At 56.1% G+C, this 22,267-nt stretch carries 20 protein-coding genes; 6 read left to right on the top strand and 14 right to left on the bottom strand.

The window, feature by feature from the left end; genetic code table 11:
• The first annotated feature begins 182 nt into the window (after positions 1-182).
• Together panD and LA756_RS18850 are read left to right on the top strand one after the other, a co-directional pair.
• A complete protein-coding gene (gene panD / locus LA756_RS18855) occupies positions 183-569 on the top strand; it encodes an aspartate 1-decarboxylase (RefSeq protein WP_224436280.1) in 387 nt (128 codons plus the stop codon).
• 824 nt (positions 570-1,393) lie between these two features.
• A complete protein-coding gene (locus tag LA756_RS18850) occupies positions 1,394-1,708 on the top strand; it encodes a hypothetical protein (RefSeq protein ID WP_224436279.1) in 315 nt (104 codons plus the stop codon).
• A 6-nt stretch (positions 1,709-1,714) separates the two neighbouring features.
• On the opposite strand, the gene LA756_RS18845 is transcribed toward LA756_RS18850, so the two are convergent.
• The 4 genes from LA756_RS18845 to LA756_RS18830 all read right to left on the bottom strand — a co-directional run bounded on the left by LA756_RS18845 (position 1,715) and on the right by LA756_RS18830 (position 7,157).
• Positions 1,715-3,574 carry a transketolase gene (locus LA756_RS18845; RefSeq protein ID WP_224436278.1) on the bottom strand — a complete coding sequence of 620 codons (1,860 nt, stop codon included), beginning with the start codon at positions 3,572-3,574 and terminating at the stop codon, positions 1,715-1,717.
• A 102-nt stretch (positions 3,575-3,676) separates the two neighbouring features.
• Positions 3,677-4,312, bottom strand: coding sequence for a protein-L-isoaspartate(D-aspartate) O-methyltransferase (locus LA756_RS18840; protein ID WP_224436277.1), 636 nt, complete (start codon positions 4,310-4,312; stop codon positions 3,677-3,679).
• A gap of 122 nt (positions 4,313-4,434) precedes the next feature.
• Entirely contained in the window at positions 4,435-6,633 is a 2,199-nt protein-coding gene (locus tag LA756_RS18835) for a DUF1549 domain-containing protein (protein ID WP_224436276.1), read from the bottom strand.
• A complete protein-coding gene (locus tag LA756_RS18830; RefSeq protein ID WP_224436275.1) occupies positions 6,630-7,157 on the bottom strand; it encodes an RNA polymerase sigma factor in 528 nt (175 codons plus the stop codon). Before LA756_RS18830 ends, LA756_RS18835 begins: the two co-directional genes overlap by 4 nt.
• Before the next feature lie 466 nt (positions 7,158-7,623).
• Between LA756_RS18830 and LA756_RS18825 the strand changes: the two genes are divergently transcribed.
• Together LA756_RS18825 and LA756_RS18820 are read left to right on the top strand one after the other, a co-directional pair.
• A complete protein-coding gene (locus tag LA756_RS18825; protein ID WP_224436274.1) occupies positions 7,624-9,117 on the top strand; it encodes a trypsin-like peptidase domain-containing protein in 1,494 nt (497 codons plus the stop codon).
• A gap of 191 nt (positions 9,118-9,308) precedes the next feature.
• A complete protein-coding gene (locus LA756_RS18820; RefSeq protein WP_224436273.1) occupies positions 9,309-10,037 on the top strand; it encodes a hypothetical protein in 729 nt (242 codons plus the stop codon).
• Between the two features lie 18 nt (positions 10,038-10,055).
• Here LA756_RS18820 and LA756_RS18815 read toward each other — a convergent pair whose 3' ends face one another.
• From LA756_RS18815 to LA756_RS18775, 9 genes are all read right to left on the bottom strand, one after another.
• Positions 10,056-13,115 (bottom strand): DEAD/DEAH box helicase, encoded by a 3,060-nt coding sequence (locus tag LA756_RS18815; RefSeq protein ID WP_224436272.1) that lies wholly within the window; start codon positions 13,113-13,115, stop codon positions 10,056-10,058.
• 183 nt (positions 13,116-13,298) lie between these two features.
• Positions 13,299-13,937, bottom strand: a complete 639-nt coding sequence (locus LA756_RS18810) for a DUF1559 domain-containing protein (protein ID WP_224436271.1) — start codon at positions 13,935-13,937, stop codon at positions 13,299-13,301.
• 45 nt (positions 13,938-13,982) lie between these two features.
• Positions 13,983-14,699, bottom strand: a complete 717-nt coding sequence (locus tag LA756_RS18805) for a DUF1559 domain-containing protein (RefSeq protein WP_224436270.1) — start codon at positions 14,697-14,699, stop codon at positions 13,983-13,985.
• A gap of 77 nt (positions 14,700-14,776) precedes the next feature.
• The gene (locus LA756_RS18800) at positions 14,777-15,490 is read right to left on the bottom strand and encodes a DUF1559 domain-containing protein (RefSeq protein WP_224436269.1); all 714 of its coding nucleotides are present in this window, start codon (positions 15,488-15,490) and stop codon (positions 14,777-14,779) included.
• A 42-nt stretch (positions 15,491-15,532) separates the two neighbouring features.
• Positions 15,533-16,309, bottom strand: a complete 777-nt coding sequence (locus tag LA756_RS18795; RefSeq protein WP_224436268.1) for a DUF1559 domain-containing protein — start codon at positions 16,307-16,309, stop codon at positions 15,533-15,535.
• The gene (locus LA756_RS18790) at positions 16,309-17,082 is read right to left on the bottom strand and encodes a DUF1559 domain-containing protein (RefSeq protein ID WP_224436267.1); all 774 of its coding nucleotides are present in this window, start codon (positions 17,080-17,082) and stop codon (positions 16,309-16,311) included. The genes LA756_RS18795 and LA756_RS18790 overlap by 1 nt, the downstream gene beginning before the upstream one ends.
• Positions 17,079-17,831 carry a DUF1559 domain-containing protein gene (locus tag LA756_RS18785; RefSeq protein WP_224436266.1) on the bottom strand — a complete coding sequence of 251 codons (753 nt, stop codon included), beginning with the start codon at positions 17,829-17,831 and terminating at the stop codon, positions 17,079-17,081. Before LA756_RS18785 ends, LA756_RS18790 begins: the two co-directional genes overlap by 4 nt.
• Positions 17,828-18,604, bottom strand: coding sequence for a DUF1559 domain-containing protein (locus tag LA756_RS18780; RefSeq protein WP_224436265.1), 777 nt, complete (start codon positions 18,602-18,604; stop codon positions 17,828-17,830). Before LA756_RS18780 ends, LA756_RS18785 begins: the two co-directional genes overlap by 4 nt.
• A 220-nt stretch (positions 18,605-18,824) precedes the next feature.
• Complete coding sequence (locus LA756_RS18775; protein ID WP_224436264.1) at positions 18,825-19,562, bottom strand: DUF1559 domain-containing protein; 738 nt, start codon at positions 19,560-19,562, stop codon at positions 18,825-18,827.
• Between the two features lie 801 nt (positions 19,563-20,363).
• On the opposite strand from LA756_RS18775, the gene LA756_RS18770 reads away from it, so the two are divergent.
• Entirely contained in the window at positions 20,364-20,984 is a 621-nt protein-coding gene (locus LA756_RS18770) for an RNA polymerase sigma factor (RefSeq protein WP_224436263.1), read from the top strand.
• The gene (locus LA756_RS18765; RefSeq protein WP_224436262.1) at positions 20,981-21,673 is read left to right on the top strand and encodes a hypothetical protein; all 693 of its coding nucleotides are present in this window, start codon (positions 20,981-20,983) and stop codon (positions 21,671-21,673) included. The genes LA756_RS18770 and LA756_RS18765 overlap by 4 nt, the downstream gene beginning before the upstream one ends.
• A gap of 282 nt (positions 21,674-21,955) precedes the next feature.
• Here the strand turns inward: LA756_RS18765 and LA756_RS18760 are convergent, their stop codons facing one another.
• Positions 21,956-22,219: a hypothetical protein gene (locus tag LA756_RS18760; RefSeq protein ID WP_224436261.1), complete on the bottom strand. Its 264-nt coding sequence runs from the start codon at positions 22,217-22,219 to the stop codon at positions 21,956-21,958.
• Between the last annotated feature and the right edge of the window lie 48 nt (positions 22,220-22,267).

Genomic DNA, 22,267 nt, shown 5'->3' with positions numbered 1-22,267 from the left:
TCCCAGCTAATCCAAACTCAAAAAAGCCCCCAGGTTTCCACCTGGGGGCTTTTTCCATTCTTGGCATTATCCGATATAATATGAGGCTTGGCTTGTGTTAGCCTTGCCGATAGTGGCTTACCCGGAAGCGAAGCATGCGGAGGCAGCTTCCGTTTCGGGCACGAACCGACGAAAGCATTGGAATGCTACGTACCTTTCTACGATCCAAAATTCACCGCGCGACCGTAACCCAGGCCGACCTGGACTACGTGGGTAGCATCACGATCGATTCCAACTTGCTGGAAGCGGCTCAGATTTTGCCGCACGAGCAAGTCGACGTCTTGAACGTGACCAACGGCCAGCGTTTGACAACGTATGCCATCCCAGGCGAAGCAGGCTCCGGCGTCATCGGCATCAACGGTGCCGCCGCTCACCTGGTTACGCCGGGCGACTTGGTCATCATTGTCTGCTACGCCCAATACACCGAAAAAGAGATCGCCGATCACCAACCACGGGTGATTCTTGTCGACGAAGCGAATCGCATGACCGACTGTATTGTCGAGTCGGATTCGATGAACTCTTCGGTCTAGCCGCACTACTGTGTGGTCTTCCACATCATAAATGCGCTATTCTCAGCGCATGCGATCGGCTGCCATTTGCCGATGATCCACCCTAGCGTCGGGGGCATTGGCAGTCGAAGTCGGGATACAAGGGCAGCGTTGTCCTGTCTTCTTGAAAGCCATCGTGTAGCGCACCAATGCGCCGCCGAGACCCGGAAACGCAGTTGTGTTCGAGAGTGCATCTTTGGGCGGGGCAGCCATAGCAAAGGTGGCAGCGCGGCTCTCGAAGCAGCTGCGTTTTTTTATGCGCTTCATCACGTCACCCAATCGACTACGTGATTCCCTACCCGCTTATCGGTTCGCCGCAGAATACCCTTGGGAGGGGCAAAAGAGAGTTGCGGTAAAACCGCAAGTAAGCCAAATTATTTTTATTGATTGGCGAACGGGCAGCTCGCCAGTTAATTCCTAACGGCACCGCGACTGAGCGATGCCGCTCGCCGAACCCGCATTCGGCGAATGGAAACAGGGGGCGCAAGACGCGTCGACACCAGCGACATGATGTCGCTTATTTTCTCAAAGGTTCTTACGAGAGCCGCCACGGAGTCGGTCCGGCGTTCATACGATACCACGCGTTTCGTATCCACTTGGGGCAGAGCGTCAGACCGGCTCTTTTTATGCGCGTCGCTCTGGTGCTAGCACCGCTTCTTCCGGTGATTTTCCCGCTTTTCAGCCGCCGCCGAAAAATCTTTTCGCGCTTTGACCTGACGTGTCAGACAGGTCGCGATAACTACTACTGCCCAAGGGCGACCAAGATAATCAGAACCCTAAAACAATACACGGAAGGAACCCTGACTATGGCTAAGTACTATGTTGAATCGGGATCGTTGAAGCTTGTCATCGACGCCGCAGACGCACGCCGAGCCGCTTTGTGGGCTGTTCACCGTGCTTTGGAACATATTCTCCCAAATGAAGAAGAGGAGCTCGACGTGGACAATCTACCGGAAGTTGAACCTGTCGGAACGATGGTTTTGGGTGACGCGATCCGCTTGAGCGAACGCGGCTTCGAAAACAACGATACCGTCCAGTTCGAGACGCTTGATGTCGTCGCCGAATGGAGCCAGCTGATGTCGGCACTCTCGAACATGGAGAACGACTTGAAAATGGCCTAACGCCGTTTAGCTCGCAGTAGGAACGAGTTCCCCATGCAGCACTGCTTCGACGATCTTGTCCGCCGAGATCCCCTCCAATTCCAGCAGCTGCTGCGTCGTTCCACTGCGAGGACGGACCGAGACACACAACGACTGAATAGGTGTCGATTGGTCCGCCAACGCACTCGCGACTGCTTCGCCGATTCCGCCAGCGGCGAAGTGGTCTTCGACCGTCACCAGGCGGTGCGTCTCTAGCGCCGCCTTTCTTAGCGTCACCGTATCGAGTGGATGGACTGAATAAAGGTCGATCACACGCGTCAAGATTCCCTTTTCTTTGAGTGTATCGTGTGCCTTCATACATTCGTGAAGAGTCACGCCAGCACCGATCAACGTTATGCGGTCGTTCTCTGACTGACGCAAAATCTTCGAGCCACCCATCGGAAAAGCTTCATCCGGGCCATATAAGACCGGCAATTTGCCTCGCGTTGTTCGTAGATAAGCCATACCGTTGAACGCCGCCATCTCTTCCACCAGGCGTTCCGTCGCGACCGCATCGCTGGGGTACAGCACCGCGCAGCCCATGATCGAACGAAACATGGCCAAGTCTTCCAGACCCATTTGGGAAGGACCATCTTCGCCGATCTCGACGCCGGCATGCGAGCCAATGAACTTAATGTTTGGGTCGGAGTACCGGGCCATGCGGATCTGATCGTACGCACGTGTGAAGAATGCCGCGAATGTCGACACGAATGGAATCTTGCTACGCAGGGCCATCCCAAGTGCTGTCCCCACCATGTTTTGCTCGGCAATGAACATCTCGAAAAAACGTTCCGGGTATTTCTCTTGGAAGAACTCCGCACGCGTCGAATTCGAGACTTCGCCATCCAGAGCCACCATTCGCGAATACTTGTCGCCCAATCGAGCCACTGCGTTACCGTAGGCGGTACGCGTCGCTTCTTCCGATCCGATCTCATAATCAAAGTGGCTTTGATGACCATTCTCTACCTCCGGAAACGAAGCTTCCTGCGGCTTCAAAACTTCTCCACGCAGGTCATTTGGAACCTCCGGAAAAGCTCGTAACGCTTCGGTCAGCTTATCATCGTCCAGTGCTTTGCCGTGCCAACCATCCTCGTTCTCCAGGAAAGAGACCCCTTTTCCCTTCACCGTTTTGGCGATGATCATCGTCGGTGCATCTTCGCTTTTCGCCGCTTGCTTATAAGCCTCGCTGAGCTGGCCAATGTTATGCCCTTCCGGTACGACGATCGTTTTCCAACCGAACGCTTTGGCACGTTGCTCGTAGGTTTCCAGATCGTACCCCTGCATCGTCGGCCCACGCTGACCGAGTCGATTGACGTCGAGCACGCCCACCAAGTTATTCAGTTTGTAATGACTGGCCAATTCCATCGCTTCCCACTGCGAGCCTTCCGCCATTTCGCTATCTCCCAGCAAGACAAACGTGCGGTAGGGTAGCTCGTCGAGATACTTGGCATTCATCGCCATGCCGACACCGACCGAAAGCCCTTGCCCCAGCGATCCGGTCGCCGCTTCGGTGTAAGGAAATCGCGATGTTGGATGACCTTCCAGGAGACTATCGAAATCGCGATACGTCATCAGGTCGTCTTCATCGAGAACGCCGGCCGCACACCACAGCGAATAGAAAAGAGGAGACGCATGCCCCTTGGAGAAGATCAACCGATCGTTATTGCAATGCTTCGGATTCGTTAAGTCGTACCGAAAGTTCCCGTCGAACATCAACGCGACCATCAACTCTACGGCGGAAAGCGAAGACGTTGGGTGGCCGGACCCAGCTTTATGCGTGCAACTGAGGATCCACTTACGAATATGAACGGAAAGCTGCTTCAGCTGTTCAACATTATGCGAAGACATGGCATCATCCTTCTCAGAAGGGGACCAACGGACATAGTTTCCCACGTCCCGATTCCGCAACTGGCATGCCGGTGGTGCCGATTCCCCCCGCTCATCGCAGCGTCAGTCGGTCTCTGGCAGCAGCGGCACGAAGCGTACGCCGCCGAAATCGTCTTCTACGTAACGATCTGCGGCAATCTTGCGAATTCGGATCAGCTTCTGAGAATCTTGTGCGGCGCCAATCGGAATGACCATTCGACCGCCGATCGCTAACTGTTCAAACAGGGCGCTCGGCACCCGATCGCCTCCGGCCGCGACCGCGATGGCATCGTAGGGCGCCTCTTCTTCCCAGCCTTTCATACCGTCGCCGAAGCGAACTTTGACGTTGTCTACAGGTAGCTTACGTAGCGTTTCCGACGCGGTAATCGCCAGATCGCCAACTCGTTCGACGGAGACCACATCGCGGGCAAGTTGTCCTAATACCGCGGCGGCGTAGCCACTGCCGGTGCCAATTTCGAGGACGCGATCCGAGGGCTTTAACTCGAGTACCTGGGCCATCAGCGCGACGACAAGCGGCTGCGAGATGGTTTGCTTGTGCGAAAGCGGCAACGCCGAGTCGGCATACGCATCGTCTTGATACGCTTCCAGCACAAATGCTTCGCGAGGGATCGCCGCCATCGCGGCCAGCACTTTCTCATCAGAGATCCCTCGTTCCCGCAACTGGGAAAGCATTATCTGGCGTTGTTGGTCGAGATCCATGGTGCGACTCCGCAGGCAGTACCAGTGACACCGACGTTTCGGATGCCATCTTTCATACTCTTGAAGTGTCGCGCAAATGTGCCGACGAAGCAAATCCCCTGACCATATAGAGTGGCCGGGGATTAGTGATCGAGGATGAACTCGTTGCTGTTAAGAAGTGCCCACCAGATATCTTGCAGGGCAGCCGCTTCGTTGTTGCGGACCTTTAAGATCTCGCCGATCGCGGCAGACTCTTTCTTGGTCGGACGGCGCGACAGGGCCGCGAGGAACAAGTGGTCGATCTTCGCTTGAGCCGACATCTTGGAAGCGGTCACCTTCTTCAGAACCGCGGCCTGAGCATCGGTGGCTTGCTTCATCAGCCCGCCATTCATCAGCAGCAGCGATTGGGTAATGCCGCCATCGAGTGCCGATGTTTCGCTGTCTTCGTCATCGCCCATCTTCTGGTTAACCTGGCCGAGCCAGCTGTGACGATCTTGCACCGAAGCCAAGATCGATCCTCGTTCTTCCGAAGGCGTTTTGGCAAGCATCTGCAGCGAGTGGAACAGCTGCTCCGCTTCCATCTGTCGAGCATAATACCGAGCAAACAATTGCCGGCCGCCATCCGGATTGTCGGCCAGGTTTTCGTCGATCTGGCGGCTCGACAGTCCATAAGGCTGCGAAAGGGTAATCCAACGCATCAAGCGACGAAGATCGAAGTTTGATTCGGCGAAGTGCTGCGACAGTTGATCGAGCAGCTCGGGATGCGAAGCTGGATTGTGCGGTCCCATGTCATCGACCGGCTGCGTGAAACCAACGCCGAAGAAATGCTGCCACATGCGGTTGACGGTCGCTTTGGGGAACTGATCCGAGTTCACAATCAGCTGGGCCAATTCCTGTCGGCGATCGACTTCGGTCACTTTGCCTGACTGAGGGATCGTCGTGCCGTCAACAAACTGCGGGAAGGCGACTTTCATCAAGCCGTTTGGCTGTTCGTAATAGACTTCGCCCGAATCGGAGTCGCGGCTCTTGGTAAAGTCCTGGTCAAAGAGCGCCAGCTGCCCCGACTGGCGATCTTTGGCCAGTTTCGTTTGTCGGAAGAAGGCATTCAGCCCCCAGAATTGCTGCTGGCTCCATCCCGTGGTCGGATGATTGTGGCACTCAGCACACTGTAGCTGCTGTCCTAGAAACGCCGAACAAGTCTTCGCCGTGGCTAACTTCGCGTCCCCTTCGACCATACTGACCAGGAAGTTGGTCGCAGGGTTGAAGCTTTCGCTGCCGGGGCTGGTCGTTCCAGATGCCGTCAACAAGTCTTGCACCAGCAAGTTGTATGGCGTGTTGCTCTCGAACTGTTTCGCCAAGTAGCCTTCCAGCGCGGAACGATTGATCGGGCTGTCGTCGCTCATTCCGCCGGCGCGGCCGACTAAGATGTTCGCGAACCGAGCACTCCAAAACGAAGCGAACTCCGCTTCATACTTTTCGCCGCTCAAGATCTGATCGACCAGCCATTCGCGTTTGTTATCGCGACGTTGGCTGACAAAGTGATTGATCTCTTCGACCGTAGGAATACGACCGAGCAGTTGCAAATAGGTCCGACGAACGAACTCGTTATCGGTTGCTTCGGGGGAAGGCTTAACGTTCTCAGCATCCCACACAGCGGCAATCGCGTTGTTGATTTCCCCAACGACTTGTTCGTCGGAAAGCTGCAAGCTATCTCGCGTCCGAGGCTTAATAAAGCGGGGAGCCGTCTTTTCGGCAAGTGCCGCAGGATCGACTGCTTCGATTGGCGATGCCATTTGCGGTTTCGGCTCTGGCATCGCCTGCGGAGGAGGAATCGGCCCATCAGAGTTGGGACTGTCGTTGGAAGCCAACTGTGGATCGGTATCTTGAGCATCGCCGTTTTCAACATCACGGCCGGGTGCTTTGTCGTCGCGGGCGCCAGCCGACGGGTGGTGGTCCCCGTCGGCGGCGAGCGGCATGCCTTGCCCTGGCAAAAACTGCTGATATCCGATGTAGGCCACGCCGCCCAAAATCACCAGCAAACAAAGGCTGAGGGCGATCGACCCGATCGAGGCGAACAATCGCTGGCGCTGGCGACGACGTTTGGCCTCGCTTGGCTTTTTGGAAGGAACATCATCTTCCGCAGCGAAACATTCAGGAGCGGTCTGCGTAACTGCCGCTGACACCATCGATAGAGGTGCTTTCCCTTGCCCATTGATAGGCTTGCTGCTGGAAGACTGGCGCTGCTGATGCGCCTTCACAATGCGCGCGGTAAGATCCGGCATCTGCTCGCTGCCAAGCAGTTCCTCTAAAAGAGGATCGATGATCGGATCTTCGTGGTTCATGATTCGTCTTTGAGTTTATGCTCGATGCATTCGCGAAGCTGCTGCTTGGCTCTTTGCATCAGGTTCTTCGCTCCGTGCTCGCCGATCTCCAGTGCGTCGGCGATCTCGGTGCGTGACTTGCGATCGGAAAATCGCATCTCCAAAGCCATCCTGGCCCGGTCGGTCAGCCCCTCGAGGCATTCCCGCAGAAAGTCCAAAAGCTCTTCTGGCTCCCCTTTATCGGAGGCAACCCAGAACTGCTCGATGTTCTCGACCCCTTGAACTTGGGCATTGCGGCCCTGTTTTCGGCGTCGATCAATCAGCAGATTACGAGCCACTGTCCGAAGAAACCCCCTCGTAGCGGCATCGGTCAGCTGCTCGAACGGCTTTTCCAGGACCTTCAAAAAAGTTTCCTGGGTCAAATCCTCCGCTTCCTGAGGCGAACAACCCCAGGATCGCAAATATCGCCAGACGCTAAGTTGATGTGCAGCAACAAGTTGCGCAATATCAACCGCAGGCGATTCGTGTTGCGGAAGGTCTTTCATCTAAAGAAAACGACACCTGACGGGGGAAAGTACTCACAAACGTGTGTCAGTAAAGAGGATTCGTGATGCCCCTTAGTAACTGTTCCAGTCTATCTCGAAATGTCGAGAAAAGTCGGATCCGTGCTTATTGATCGGTCGCTTAATTTCGCTTTCGTACTCCCTCGATCGACGGTCTTTTCGTACCTGAAAGTTGGACTCGCGCGGTGCTGGCAACCAATGGCTGCGGCTGATAGCACGACGAAACTTGAGCAATTTTTGTCGTTCCGAGGCATTTCCCGGCAAATTGTCTTTGATTGACCTTGTTGCAAATCAGCGATCCAACGACATTGTCCCGGCGCTTTTCCGACCCCCTTCGGCCAGGATGGCTGAACGTGAAAAGCAACGGACCGCACGACCCCGCTGGTCCACGTGAACCCCGATGCTCCACGAAGGAGCACTGAACGATTTCGCTCCAAGGAGGGATGCGATGAAAGCGGTTACCTCGCTGTTACTATTGCTCGCGCTTTCGGCACCATTGGCCGCGGCCGACACGGTTCTCTACTGCTTCACTGCCGACTGGTGCACTTACTGCCACCAGATGAAGCCGGTCATCGGTCGTCTGCAACAAGCAGGCTTTCCGGTCCAAGTCATCAACCGAGATCAGCAACCGCAAATGGCTCAGCAGATGGGCGTTCGCGGACTGCCTTACTTTGCCCTCGTCTCGAACAATCAGATCGTCGACACCGTGGAAGGGGCCACGTCGTTCGATCGACTCGCCAAGATGTTCCACGCGGCGAAACCTCAGATGAACCTCGCCCAAGCGGCACCGCAGCTCAACGCAGCCACCGGAATCGCACGCGGCCAATCGCCACAGGCATCGATGGCCATGGCTCAACAAAACGTGCAGCCAGCCGTTTTTGGTCAGTCGATGCCGCAGATGATGCCACAGTCCGCTCCCCAAAGCGGAGGCGACATCCATGCTCAAGCGATGCAGGCCAGCGTGAAGCTGAAAATCACCGACCCCGACGGTCACTCGTACGGCAGCGGCACGGTTGTGCATACACAAGAGAACGAAGCGCTCGTGCTGACATGTGCTCACTTGTTCCGCGACTCCAAAGGGCAAGGACCACTGGAAGTGATTACGTTTCAGGATTCCGAATCAGGCACCACCGTTCCTGGCAAAGTGCTCGTCTTCGATCTTGATCGTGACGTTGCCCTCGTAGCAATTCACACAACGTCGCCGATTACTCCCATGCAGATCGCCGCCCCTAGTCACGCGGTTCAAGTCGGACAACAAGCCTTCAGCGTCGGCTGCGATAACGGCGGGCCTCGGAACCTTTATCAAACGCGAATCAACAGTGTGAACCGCTATGTCGGCCCGGAAAACGTTCAAGCGGCTGGGGCTCCTTCGGTTGGCCGAAGCGGTGGCGGACTATTCAGCCCTGACGGTCAATTGATTGGTGTTTGCAATGCCGCCGACGACGAAGACGACGAAGGCATCTACGCCGCGATCCCCACGATCTATACCGTGCTGAAGCAAGCGAAACTGGCTCACTTGTTCCAAAACCAAAACGCCGCCCCGGTTCAATTGGCTTCCGCTTCGCAGCCGATGCCAACGCAAACCGCAGAAACGCAGCGTAACAACCCACAGCCGATGCGATCGATGTCGGAAGTTCCTCCTAGCAACTTCCCCTCGAATCCGGCTGCCCGTTCGATGCCCAGCATGCCATCGGCAGCGACGGCAAGTCGTAGCAACGTCGACAACATGCAAGGGCTCAGCGACGTCGAGCGAGAAATGCTGCACTATTTGCGTGGCCAGAAGGATGGCGCCGAGGTTACCGTCGTGCTTCGCTCGAAGGATAATCCGACCGCTCAGCCGGCCGTATTCACGCTGCCAGGCAATCCTTCCGACGAATTCGTGCGACAAGCGTCGCAGTCCAACGGCCGACCTGGCCCCGTTATGCGAGGCCAAAGCCGCTAACAGCCTGCCCATCCTGGGGATTTCTGTCACAGTCGTAACGGTTTTGATGGTTTAACAGTTTTCACCATCAATTCTTGCCAAGCCATTGTCTTCGCCGATGCGAACCGCACGGGGAAGAAACGTATGCTTCACTAGCGGGGAGGACTTTCCTCCCGCCGAATTTCGAAGCTTTAGGGGTTGGTGGTTAGACCGTGATTGTCTTTCTGCTTTTTTCGATCATTAATCTTGCCGTTGGCTTTGCCGCCGCGGTCATGCTGGGGTATGGCCCTAAGCCATGGTACGCGTTGTTCTTGCCTTCGCGCGGAGACAATGTCGTTCAGATTGATCTGATTGAAAACGAAGAAGAAGCAAAGCCGGAGCCTGAAAAAGCTCCTTCGCCACCTCCTGCACCGTCCGCTCCGAAAGCGGTCAGCCAGCCGTTCCCTGAAATGAACGAGCCGGAAGACCTGCCGGAAGAGGAACCGGTTCCACAGCCGCCGATCGCAGAAGAACCAACGCCGGAACCGGTGGCGGAAGAAACGATCGAAGAAGCTCCTGCCGAACCAGAACCGGTGATGGAAGAACCTGTCGCCGAGGAAGAACCAACAGCGGAAGAGCAAGAACCGGAAGAAGCCGCGAAACCATCTCCGGCAGATTTCTTTGCCGAAGAAGAGAACGAAGTCGAAGACTACCTCTCCGGTCGCAAGCAGCAGCCGGAAGTTCCGGAAGAGCCTGTCGCCGAGGAAGAGTCGCCGTCGGAACTCGCTTCGATGGATGATATCGAGTCGATGCTTGCCGCGTCGGAAGCCGATTCCAGCGATGAAACACCGGTCGCTGAAACGCCCGCCGAAGAAGCCGCCGCGGAAAGTGTTTCGGACGAAGAGGAATCGACCGAAGACAAACCGCTAAGCCAGGACGACATCGCGGCGTTATTCGGTTAATCGATTCCGTACGGTCGACTACCGGAAGATTTCCTTCTCGTGGAAATCGCCCTCGGGACTCATCCCTTTCTTGAGTGCCTCGCGCATCAAGTCTTCTCCTTCGCCACGCAGTGCGAACACCGGAAAGCCAGGACTGACGTACTCGTTCCAGTACCGCTCGTAGATCTCGACGGTCTCTTTGTTCTTCGCCAAGACGTTCGGCACGGCATGCACCATCACCGTTTTGTCTTGCGTCTTCTCGAAGTATTGCCCCAATACTTTCGGTAACATTCTCGACAACCAGTTCGTACGGACGAACTTCAGTTTCCGCGGAATGATGTATCGCGGTCGATTGAGTGGTCCTAACGCTTCGTGCAGCGCCGTAACAAACGTGCGGCTATCGTCGTCGCTCGCATCTTCCAATAGGACACGCACATATCCGCCGGCACGCGACTTTGACACGACCTCAGGTGCCGACTTCAACAGATCGAGTTCAACCATCGTCCGTGCGATTGCTTCGCCGATTGCTTGGACAAGCGATTCGCTCGACCACGGTTCTTTCGATCCGGCGAAGGGTGGAAAGCCTCCTTCTTCACGCGGCGATCCTTTGATCCGCATTTCCAGCGTATGATTCGGATTCCCTTCGTACGGCGTACCGATCTGCCATAAGTCGCGTGTCTCGCGGCGAAGCGTCACGCGACCAAGCATGTCACGATTCAACTCGCGGACCGAACCTTCCAACAGTTCCGGGCGAAGGTCGGTCAAAGCGGGATGAACGTGGCCCACCCCTTTCTCGATCACCGCGTCGTCGGTCACGCCAAAGATGTTTTGATGCTTTTTGATGAACCGCGCGTAATCGTCCAGGCCTTTGCTGAATTCGGGAGCGAGACAAACGACATCCCAGTTGTCGGCCAGTTTCTCAGGGACTTGCGGATCTAAACGGAACGATCGCCCCCGCAGCTGACGAACGGTCATACTTGTGGTGACGGTCGTCAAGTCGATCAGCACGTTAATCTTGTTCGCGTCCCAGCCTTCTCCCAAAAGCCCGCGCGTTCCGACAAGGCACTTCGTCAAACCTCGCTGGAACAAGTCGGTGATCATTTCAACATACACGCGCGGGCACCAATCGCGGCCGCTGCCTGAGACGACATGAAAGCCAACTTCCTGCTCGAACGTCAGCGTCGCATCGTAACCTGCGTTGGCGAGCCACTCTTTCGCCGCCGAAGCGAACTGGGGCGATAGATCGTCGTCGACCAGCACGCTCGATCCGGTGACAAGTACCGGGTTCAGTTCGTCCAGCTTCGAGTCGCTGACTAATACGCGGAACGCCGCGATCGCTCCGCCTGCTTCACTGCTGAGCAAGTGCTCGACCTCGGAAATGGTAGCGGATGTTTTCTCGAAGTCGGTCACCACGACCGCTCGAATCGCATCGCCGAGTGCTGCCATTTCGGCTGTCAGAATTGGAGCCAAAGCTTTCGCTTTTTCGCTGGAATAAGCCAAGACCCGGCCGACCGGCGAAGCACATGCCTGGCAACCGGTTTCGGTAATCTGCACACCTAACATGCGAAGTCCGGCGATCACTTTTTCCGCCAATGCTCGGTCCTCTGCATTGGCCGATCTTCGCAGGGCATGCCGCACGTACCGATCGAGCACCGGGATAACGACCGGAATCTGCGGGACTTCTTCCAGCGGTACTTCGATCACGACCGGAGGAACTTCTTCGGGAAGCTTAACGTTTCGCGTTTGCAGAAAGACCCGAGCCGCATCGGCAAACTCAGGGTCGCGACGATGAAAGGAAGACCACGTCTTGAACGTACTCGTCGCATGCTGTCGCGTCTCAAGCGTTTGCGCAAGCCATGGCACCAGTGAGGGAACACGCGGCGCATCATCAACGGTGGCTGTTTCCGGAGGGGAAGAGGAGGGCGCCGGGAGCGTTGGCTCCGGCTGCTTAGGTTCCTTTGCCTCGTTTAACTCGGCAACCGAAATCAAATCGTCAAACGGGTTCTCTTCTTCATAAACCGCTTCGGTCCCGCCAACGTGCTGAAGCTGCAGTTCGTCCTCTTCGACTTCGTGCACTTCGTCATTACCGTTCGCGGTGATGCCGTTCGCAGCATCGTTCTTCTCGACCGTCGTCGCTTCTTGCGAGCTGTCGTCGGAAGGCTTATCGCAGACGTCCTGCAGAATCTCTTGCAAGTGATCGTCGGCTTGAGCGATGAACCGCAACTCCGCTTCCGACGGACGCACGAAGTAGACGAGGTCTTGATACGGTGCCAAAAACCCGTCTCGCACCACCGCCGGCACCGGCACATCGTGATCGATCGGACCGAGGAACTGCTGGTACCGCTCGAAGTCAGCCGGAATCTTTCCATCCCCATCAGGCGGCGTCGCCGTCAGCCCAACGACAATAGGATCGTCGAGATACTGCATCGCATCAGAAAGAACGCGGCCCCAATGTCCGACCAGGTGATGGCATTCGTCGAGAATCAACATCCCCACGCCGGCATCTCGAAGACGCTGCCAGGTCTTCAAACAGGACTGATGAAGCATCTCGAACGATTCGCCGGCGAGACCTGCTTCGTCGCGAACACTTTTGCGATACGCAGACAGGCGTTCGTCGTAGTAATCGCGGTTATGCTTCTTGAGGTCGCGAATCCAAACCTTCGCTTCCGCTGGATCTTGGGCCTGACCTTTGGAGATGAGTCGATCTTCCCACAACGACATCGCCGCGTGATCAAGTCCTTCATCCCCCCGACGCGGCAATGTGACCGCTTGATACGTGAGCGACGTCAGCAGTTGCGGCTCGTTGGGATCGGTACTGACGAGCATCGACATCGGACGATCGGTTTCAAAAAGATCGGTCCGCGCCGCCCACTGCGATTGAATGGCCGAGTTCGGGCTGAGCACCAACGCCGGTCGCTTGATCATCTCGGCCCACAGATAAAGCCCCACGACCGTCTTCCCCGACCCTGGCGGCGCGACAATATGCAGTTGCCGTTCGCCGCGAGCCAACTGCTGCTGTGCGACCTCTTTCACTTGAACCTGAGAAGGGCGCAGCTGGCCGCGGAATTTAATCGTGGGAAACGAATCGCCTTGCGTCATGTCGCTTTCAGCCCAAGATGAGAAACAGAGTTGACTGTGGCTATTCTCATTCGTTTGGCTGTGAAGTTGAAGAGGGGTTGCGTCGTTCTTTTGTTACGCAGGGTCCGCTAGGCGGACGCGGTAGTATAGTGAAAAGCTAAAGAGAAACGCTGCGTCCGCGGAGCGGACCCTACAGTTCTTTGGTCAAGTAGAGTCTGCCAGTTCGCCATGGATCGGCTTGGCGATTTCGATTTGATCGAGACAGAACACCCACAAGCTGGAGTCTGGTTCCTTCAGTGATTTCAGGATGGCCTGAAACTCCTTGAGCGAGCAGTCGTCTGGTTTTGTCCAGGGAACCATGCGGCGATTGTTGCAGATGACGATTGCTTCGTGCTTACGGGAAGAGTTCCAGTGGTCATCGATCGTTGCCGGGCTGTCGAAGAGCGTACCGTTGCCGGTGACGGCGACAAACGGAGTGAGCCCTTCGGCGTTTGCCTGATTACCGTACCGAGGTTCGTAGCAGTCAGGAATTTGAGCGATCAGCGGAGCATTGGTCGGACTGTCCCAGGGCTGCGATTGATCGTACTGCTGCAGCAAACCACTCTCTTCCATAAAAGGCAAAATAAGGACGCGCCAAGACGTTGATGGCATTCCAAACTCGTCGACCGTATAGACCGGAGGAAACGCACCGTGGGCAAACTCATATTCGAGAAGAGCCTGACGAATTTTGTGCATCCGGCCGCATTGCGTCATATCGATTGCTTGCTCTCGGGCATCTATCATGGAACGCCCAAGCCAACCAAGAAATGCACAAACCAAGCCGATGGCAGCGATCGCGATCATCAACCCTTGCAGGGAAAACCTGCCCCGCGGCCTATTCGCGTTCATTTAGTCACCCTGACCGATCGTCGTCATCGGCGCCAGCATCGTTTTGTCGGCCTGGGTAAAGAAACGGACTGAGCCGTCGGTCATCAAGATGTTCGCCCCGTTGAAGTAGCCCGCGTCGAGGTCGCCAGCGAGAAACGCTTGTGGCGAAATATCGACCGGTTGGTTCCACGGCACTGGGCTGGTCGTGTCTTCGACGACGGCTAACGTATTGGATGTGCCGTCAACGATATCGCGGATGCGGACTGCTTTTTCGGAATTGATCGCCGTATTCGGACCAACCACGGCCAGGTAACTGGTCATCTCAGGGGCGGCGTTGTTTCGAATCGGAGCACTTTGGTACGCCAACGGCGTCTCTTGGCAAACGGCCAAATTGTGCGGGCTGTCCCACGGCTGGTCGAAGTCGTATTGATCGTACATCAACTGCTCTTCCAAGAATGGAAGGATCAGCACACGCCACGAGTGCATCGGACGGCCCCCTTCGTCCGCAATGAAAGCGGGCGGAAACGAACCGTACGTATCGTGATAGTTATGCAGGGCCAGACCGATCATCTTCATGTTGTTGGTCGATTCCATTCGCTCGGCTGCAATGCGTGCTTGGCCAAACGCAGGAATCAAGACGACCGCGGCCAGGCCGGCACATACGACCCCCATCACGGCCAGAATAACGACGATTACCAGCACAACAACTTTGGCATTGCCACGACGAGGGACTTGCATGACGAGGTTCCTGATGAGAAATCGAAGGGGACGAGTTATTCGCAGGCAGCGAAGCAATCTTGCGACGTCGAAGAGATCTATTCCGATGTTCGCGACAACATGTCGCCTACTTCCGGCTTGTCGCTATTCTGCAGAAACCGCACCGATGCGTCCCCCATTAAGACGTTCACGCCTTGGTAATTGTTATCGTCGAAGTCCTGTTTTAGGAAGACGTCCGGCGCGACATCGATCGGCTCGCTCCAATAGACCTCCTGGCCTGGCAATTCGACCACGCAGATCGTATTGGAAATGCCATTGGTCACATCCCGAAAGGCGGCGGCATTCTCCGTCGTGATCATCGTGTCGGGCCCGGCAAGCGCCACGATCGGTGTCATGCCTGACTCGACATCATCATCCGACGCGAAGCTGGTGTACATGTAGGGCTCGAGCATCTTGGCCAATTCCAAATTTTGCGGACTGTCCCAGGGCTGGCTAAAATCGTAACGGTCGTACGCCGCCCCTTGTTCCATGAACGGCAGAATCAGCACGCGCCAGGAGTGCATCGGCTTGCCATCTTCATCCGGGATGTAAGCCGGCGGAAGCGTGCCGAAGGTGTCGTGATAATTATGCAGCGCGAGGCCGATCTGCTTCAGGTTATTTTGCGAGTTGGCTCGCCGGGCTGCCAATCGAGCCTGAACCAATGCCGGGAAGGCAAGCGCCATCACCCCAGCACATAGCAACCCTAACACTCCCAAGACAATCATGATAACAATGATGACGACCTTGACATTTCCACGACGCGACCACGACATGCTGACATTCCTTGCGGCAGTAGAGAGGGAGAGGTAAGCGGGCTACTCGCTGGCGGCGTTCTGTTCGGCAACGACATCCAGCGCGAAGTACTTCCGAAGTTCGTCCTGGTCTTCCTTCGAGACCAACACGCCGCTACCACTTCCCAGCAGCAGCGGATAAACGGGCAACTCATTCTGGTTGATCGGAGCCCCCCGAATCAACACAAAAGGGCTCACATCGCCCGGTTTCGTCCAAATCGTCGCGTGATGATAGTCGTGGACTACCAACGGGGCTTTGCCGCGAACATTCGGGAAATCGTCCAACGACTGTCCTTCCTGTGGTCGCATCAACGTTCGTGTTCCGTCACGATCGACAACGGCTAAGCATGCGGTCGTGCCAGGTTCCGCTTCGGAATCGACCCACCGGCTTTCGTATTCGTACGGCATGAACTGGGCCAATGGCCGATTCGTTTCGCTATCCCACGGTTCATCCAGATTAAATTGCTCGTACAAATTCTTCTGGTCCAATTGCGGTAGGATCAGCACGCGCCACGAATAGAGCGGCTTCCCATCGGCGTCGGTCACCACGGCCGGAGGCAACGTCCCATGCTCGTCGTGATAGGCATTCAGCGCGTCGCCGATGGTAAGCAGCTTGTGCATCGCCTCGGAATACGGTCGTCGAGATGGCATGTTGACCGCCGGAAGCAGCAGCCCTAGCAGAATCAGAATGATAAAGACGACGACAACCACTTCGACCGGCGAAAGCCCCCACCACCATTTCCGATCGTCCGACGGTAATGGCTTGGGGAGCGGACTATCGAAGGGGTTCGGTTCGCTCATTACGTTTCATCCGGAGTGATTTTGTCGTCGCAGTACAGATACGGAATCACTTCGCTGGCATCCTCCACGCAGATCCAATAGACCGAACCATCGGATCGCAAAATCGGATAGCCACGCTGCCCCTTGATTTCGATGGTCGGACGCACCAACAGTTCTTGCGGGCTAACATCGTACGGCTTCGTCCAGATGCCTGCCTTCTGCGGAAAATCGACTACCACTCCAGTTTCGTTCGTACCGTCGGTCACCTCGCTTAACGGCCTGCCGACGTAGGGACGCATCACAGTGCGTTCGTCCTGAGTATCGACAATTGCCAGGTAGGGCGTCTTCCCGACGTTCGCCCTATGATCGAGATAGGGGCTCTCGAAGAAGTACGGCATCTCCGCCACTAACGGCAAGTTCGTCTCGCTATCCCACGGCTGCGACAAGTCGAACTTCTCGTACAACGGCTGGTACTCGGTGAACGGCAAGATCAACACACGCCACGAATAAAGCGGCTTCCCATCGGCATCGGTCACGACCGCCGGAGGAAATGTGCCGTACACATCGTGATAGTTCAGCAGCGCGAGACCGACCATCTTCAGGTGGTTCTGCGTCAACATCCGCCGAGCCGGTGTGACGCCAGACCTCGGGAACGGCAACAGCAGCATGACCAACACAAAGACAATCCCGGCGATCACCAACATCTCAACGATCGTTGGCTTCCACACCCACTTCCCATCCGGCTCCGCACCACGCTCGCTCGGACTATCAAACGGATTGGCTTCGTTCATCATGGTTCCTCCGGAAGACGGCCATCACCGCAGTCGACAACACCGACCAATACGCCTCGATCTTTTTGGCCCACAAAGCGAATCGAACCGTCGGCCATGAGTAATTGAATTCCTTTTAGCTCGTTATCGTCGATCGGTGTTAACGCCAGCAACTCGAAAGGATCGATATCTTCCGGCTTTGTCCACTCCACCAGGCGGCTCGGGGCGCCGATCACCACCGCCGAGTTCGACGTTCCATCGGTGACTTCCACAAACTTGCGCCCCGTGGTTGGCCGAAGGACGCTATGCCCGTGACGGACATCGACAATGGCTCGATAGGGAGTTTTCCCCTCGGCCTCTTGAGAGTAAGGATGAAACGGGCCTGCGTAGACCTCTGGTATTTGCTCGATCAACGCTCGGTTGTGTTCACTGGACCACGGCTCTTCCAAGTGAAACGCCTCGTACAAGTTGGTTTGCTCCAAAAATGGAAGCAAAACAACTCGCCATGAATAAAGGGGCTTACCATCGGCATCGGTCACCATTGCCGGCGGAAGGGTGCCGTAAGTATCGTGATAGTTATGCAGCGCGAGACCGATTTGCTTGAGGTTATTCCGGGAAGCCACGCGGCGAGAAAAGTCACGAGGATGGCCGCCATCGGGAAGCAGCAACCCAATGACACACGCCAATACCAGCAGCACTAAGATCGACGTCACGAGCAAGCTTTTGTTTCGCTGCCAAAAGTTCAACTTGTCAGATGATGTTTCTCGATTCATTTTTTGGCAACCTTGCCGTCATCAGCGTACAGCATCGGTTGAATCTCTTCGGCCGTCGGGTCGATAAACATTTGGACCGATCCATCGGCGAACGCGACAAGGAACGACTTGCTTGACCATTCGCCGTGATCGATCGTCTTCAGGTATTGGGACGGGGTGATGTCTTCTGGCTTCGTCCAGACGACGGGATCGGTCAGATCTTCCACCACCATCATCGTCTGGCTTTGGCCATCTTTGAATTGGTTCATCCGCATTCGCTGGCCAGGCTGCCCCCACGCGGTGCTCCACTCGGAACTGTCAGGCGTGATGGCTTTGTAGGGCGTTTTGCCTTCGCGGGCACTGCCACGGTCGTATGGCGACGCAAAAATATCTGGCATTTGCTCGATCAACGGCAAGTTCTCGGGGCTGTCCCACGGTTTGGTGAGATCAAACTTCTCCAGCAAATCAGGGCGATCAAATTCTGGGAGCAGAAGAACCCGCCACGATAAAAGCGGATTCCCCGCTTCATCCACAATCGCCACCGGCGGCATACGATAACGTGGATCAGAATTTGCCTTCAATTGAATGGCCAAGCCAACCTGCTTTAAGTTGTTCATCGAAGAAGCACGACGCGATGCTCCGCCATGCCCGCCGAGAGTTGGCATGAAGAACCCACCACACAAGAGGATCAGCGCCACGATTCCCATGACCGCCGTCAAAATCCGCCACAACTCCCGCCAATTGTCTTCGTAGGTAGGTTCCGGATTCGGCACGAGAGGTTTCGGCTCGGTCATGAGTGGTCACCGCTGGAATGAAGAGAGTTGCGTAGGGTCCGCTGTGCGGACGCGGCAATGTGGCGTGAAGCAGGCACTAAACCTGACGCCAACACGATCGGTCAAATGCCCAGGGAAACCATCTTGGTCGTGGGTCTACAGCCGCGTCCCCACAGCGGACCCTACCAATGGATTGTCTCGTGCAGCTACAACGCGTGCAACGAATCGGCAAGGACCTGCGTTAGCGATCGGTCACGTACTCGTCAAATTCGACGACTATCCCATCGTTGCGTTCCACCATGGCCTGAAGCTCGGCGGCGGGAATTTCGCGAAACGCAAACACGTTGCTGTCGATCATCGCCACATGAAGCAGCGTGTCAGCGTTCTCGCCACTGTATCGCTCCAGAAACTGCTCCAACGTCAAGTCGATCGGCTCGCTCCACGTGACGGGGTTCTCGTAGTCGGCGACGACCATGATCGTGTTGGCCGTTCCATCAGTTGTCGCCGCGAAACTGAGATTGCGGTTCGCAGGAAAAATCGTTCGCTCACCTACCACGACAACAAACGGGGTCTTTCCGCCAGAGCAATCGCTCAGTGGTGACTTGAACAGTTCCGGAGTCCGCTTGGAAAGAGGAAAGTTCTTTTCGCTGTCCCACGCTTCGTTGAAGTCGTACGCATCAACGCCCTGTTCCTTACTCTGTTGCGAGATCAACATCGCTCGCCATGACGTCCGCGGGGTCCCATCGTCGCTGTCGTATCGAGACGCGGGAAACTTTCGATAAGTGTCGTGATAGTTGTGCAGAGCCACGGCGACGTTATGCAACTGCTGGGCGGCGCGCTCGTTTCGGATCCGCAGCCAAGGGATCGCCACGAGAAAGACGAGTCCCGCCACCAACAGGGGCGTTACCACGAAAGCAAAAATCCAACCGGCCAGGCATCCCTTCCGTGGGTACGCTGACTGGGAAGCGTTGTCGTTCATGGCGGCTCACACAAATGGATCAACGGGGAACAGGCAGTGCAAAAATGCCATCAAGCTGGTGATAGCATGCATGGGGAATTAGCGTAACCCCCGTCAGGGTCAACGGCAAGCAAATCGAGTGTTTCCTGCCAGATTTCACTAACCCTGAACGACTCAACACCTTTCAAGTTGCACGACGGGGAAGACCATGCCGGTCGTTCGGCGTCACAACCGCTACACTCCGCTCGACTGCACCGACTGCGATAAGAAATCTAATTGGCAAAGGGGTATCAATCATCTTTGGGTCTGCGGCATTCGATAACAGTACCACCTGGGCAAGGTGGGGATCTTCCCAGGTGGTTAAGGTTTGCGAACATCGTGAGTGAACAAGACGCACGTTCACGAACGATAGTTCAGTTGAGAGTCCGACTCTCTTACCAAAGTGTGATGGTACGGCAAGAATCCAGGGAACGCTTCTCCTCTGGACTTGGGCTAAGTTCTGATGGCCCTTTCTTGTACGACCGAAGGCTCTTGGTAAGAAAGCCGGACTTTCAACGTTTCTTGGCGGATAGTTTCCAAAGTTCATTGAGAAACGGTACGCCTGCCGATCCTCTGGGTGCCATGCTCATGTCGGCATGGGCATGTCTTCCAAGAAGAGAAAGCCCCCAGTCCAAACGCACGCTCCCATCGCTTTCCAGTCCCCTCGCCGCAAACCGTTCTATGCCAACAACTTCCCCGAAATGTATCTCTTTCACAGGGGTGGCGCTATAATGGTTAGAACGTTCCCGATGCCTGCCCTGCGTCCTGCCTGGTGGCCTGTTGATGGCTTCTTCCGACCCTGCGAATCCTGAATTGACCGATGGTGAGATCCTCTCGGCCGTATTGGCTGGAGATGCGGATCAGTATGCCGTCGTGGTGAAACGGTACCGTCGAGCGCTGCTGAATCTCGCTTACAGCTATCTGGGCGACTCGCAGCTGGCCGAAGACGCCGTCCAAGAGGCGTTCCTCAACAGCTTCAAATGGCTGCACACGTACGACTCGCGATACAGCTTTCGCACATGGCTCTGGCGGATCTTGCTGAACGTCTGCCATCGACTGCGTGAGAAAGGGAAGAAGCTGCCGGTCACATCGACAACGTTGCAAGCCGGCCGCAGCGAGGAAGCGACTTCACCGCTGGAGACGGAAGTCCCCTGCAATGCGTTGTCCCGCTTGATCGACAGCGAACGCCGAGATCAGGTATTGAAGCTGCTCGACAAGTTAACGCCGATCCAAGCCGAAGCGATTCGCCTGCGGTTTTTCGGCGAGATGAAATTTCAGGAAATCGCCGACGCCCAGGGGATCGGGCTTCCAGCGGCCAAGGCTCGCGTTCGCAATGGATTGCTTCAGTTGGCCAAATTGATCCAGAACACGTGCCACGAACTTTCCGAGGAAAACGTTCGATGATCCAATCGCACCATCTTCCAACTTGCGACGACGTGTTCGACGTGCTCACGCGCGGGCGATTCCCGACGGGTAATCACGAAACCGACTTGCCTGTTGAACGTCATCTGACCGTTTGCCATAGCTGCCGTGAATTGGCCGAAGCACTACGTCCCGCAACCGACATGTTAGCTACGGGGCAAACCGATACGGCGGATGAAGATTTTTCATTGCCGGTCTTCCTGTCCGGTGATAGCACGCCCAGCAGTCGCTGCATCTCCGATCAGCATGAACGACCAACGTCCGACATTATCGACGCCGTGCGAGGGCCGCTGATTGCATTGGCCCTTTGTTTGATGATCATGCTGGCAGTCAGTGGAAGCTGGCACGACGGCGCGAACGATAGCAACCGCGTCGCCCCGACCGGAAATCGATTGGCTTCCGATGGCGATAGCAATGCTTTGAACTTCGGTCCCTGGGCAGCCGAACGACCTGTCTGCACGCTGGCCTCGCTGGAACTGGCTCAGCAAAACAACGAAGCCGATGGCAAGCTGCTACTGCATCTTTCCGGGCAGCAATTCACCAAAGTTCACTGCTGCTGCCAATGCCATCACGCCGACTCCGATCACGAAGATCATACCGATCCCGTTTCGCTGGAAGGCCCGCAGCTTCTCGCCCTCGTCAATCGCTGCCAACACTGCCACACCGAGTAAGCCGCAATCGGCAAACTTGGCACCGAGCGAACGATCTTGCTAGCCCGAAAAAGGGTGGTCCGGGTTTGTAAACCCGGATGGCCGAAGGCCACAAGAGGCAGATAAGACCCGGCTTGATCTCTGGTGGCTGCCACAAATCAATTCTTACTCAAACGATCCGCCTCTTGTCGGCTACGCCGATCCGGGCTTACAACCCCGGACCACCCGGCGAGGCTTGCGGAAAGTACCCAGCGCGTACGTTTAGCGCCGCATGATTTCTATCCAGAGAGAGCCGCAGAGCGACTAAGAACCGGTCGGGCGATAGGCCGGAGCCGGGGCAGGCTTCAAGCGTCGCTTGAGCCACGAGAGCGTCATTCCGCCGCACATGCCCAGCGTGGCACCGACGACCAAACCGCCTGACTGCCAAATCAGGTTGCTACCCAGCAGCACAGCCACGGCCGATCCAACAGCCAAGCCAAGGCCGGAGCCGATATAAAAACCAAGCTGAACCGCCTGTTTGACTTGGTTCTTCGAAGCGGAGATAGATTGGGAGCGAGGGTCGATCACGTGCGACGTCTTGCCTGATACTTAAAGTCTGTTCCGGGGGGAGATATT

Source organism: Bremerella sp. TYQ1 (genome assembly GCF_020150455.1).
Taxonomy (GTDB): Bacteria; Planctomycetota; Planctomycetia; order Pirellulales; family Pirellulaceae; genus Bremerella; species Bremerella volcania_A.
This window is presented reverse-complemented; position numbering and strand designations above follow the sequence as displayed.

Bases quoted from the DNA above. Each gene is read 5' to 3' on its own strand.
- panD (WP_224436280.1), top strand. From the start codon at position 183: ATGCTACGTACCTTTCTACGATCCAAAATTCACCGCGCGACCGTAACC.
- LA756_RS18850 (WP_224436279.1), top strand. From the start codon at position 1,394: ATGGCTAAGTACTATGTTGAATCGGGATCGTTGAAGCTTGTCATCGAC.
- LA756_RS18845 (WP_224436278.1), bottom strand. From the start codon at position 3,574: ATGTCTTCGCATAATGTTGAACAGCTGAAGCAGCTTTCCGTTCATATT.
- LA756_RS18840 (WP_224436277.1), bottom strand. From the start codon at position 4,312: ATGGATCTCGACCAACAACGCCAGATAATGCTTTCCCAGTTGCGGGAA.
- LA756_RS18835 (WP_224436276.1), bottom strand. From the start codon at position 6,633: ATGAACCACGAAGATCCGATCATCGATCCTCTTTTAGAGGAACTGCTT.
- LA756_RS18830 (WP_224436275.1), bottom strand. From the start codon at position 7,157: ATGAAAGACCTTCCGCAACACGAATCGCCTGCGGTTGATATTGCGCAA.
- LA756_RS18825 (WP_224436274.1), top strand. From the start codon at position 7,624: ATGAAAGCGGTTACCTCGCTGTTACTATTGCTCGCGCTTTCGGCACCA.
- LA756_RS18815 (WP_224436272.1), bottom strand. From the start codon at position 13,115: ATGACGCAAGGCGATTCGTTTCCCACGATTAAATTCCGCGGCCAGCTG.
- LA756_RS18810 (WP_224436271.1), bottom strand. From the start codon at position 13,937: ATGATCGCGATCGCTGCCATCGGCTTGGTTTGTGCATTTCTTGGTTGG.
- LA756_RS18805 (WP_224436270.1), bottom strand. From the start codon at position 14,699: ATGCAAGTCCCTCGTCGTGGCAATGCCAAAGTTGTTGTGCTGGTAATC.
- LA756_RS18800 (WP_224436269.1), bottom strand. From the start codon at position 15,490: ATGTCGTGGTCGCGTCGTGGAAATGTCAAGGTCGTCATCATTGTTATC.
- LA756_RS18795 (WP_224436268.1), bottom strand. From the start codon at position 16,309: ATGAGCGAACCGAACCCCTTCGATAGTCCGCTCCCCAAGCCATTACCG.
- LA756_RS18790 (WP_224436267.1), bottom strand. From the start codon at position 17,082: ATGATGAACGAAGCCAATCCGTTTGATAGTCCGAGCGAGCGTGGTGCG.
- LA756_RS18785 (WP_224436266.1), bottom strand. From the start codon at position 17,831: ATGAATCGAGAAACATCATCTGACAAGTTGAACTTTTGGCAGCGAAAC.
- LA756_RS18780 (WP_224436265.1), bottom strand. From the start codon at position 18,604: ATGACCGAGCCGAAACCTCTCGTGCCGAATCCGGAACCTACCTACGAA.
- LA756_RS18775 (WP_224436264.1), bottom strand. From the start codon at position 19,562: ATGAACGACAACGCTTCCCAGTCAGCGTACCCACGGAAGGGATGCCTG.
- LA756_RS18770 (WP_224436263.1), top strand. From the start codon at position 20,364: ATGGCTTCTTCCGACCCTGCGAATCCTGAATTGACCGATGGTGAGATC.
- LA756_RS18765 (WP_224436262.1), top strand. From the start codon at position 20,981: ATGATCCAATCGCACCATCTTCCAACTTGCGACGACGTGTTCGACGTG.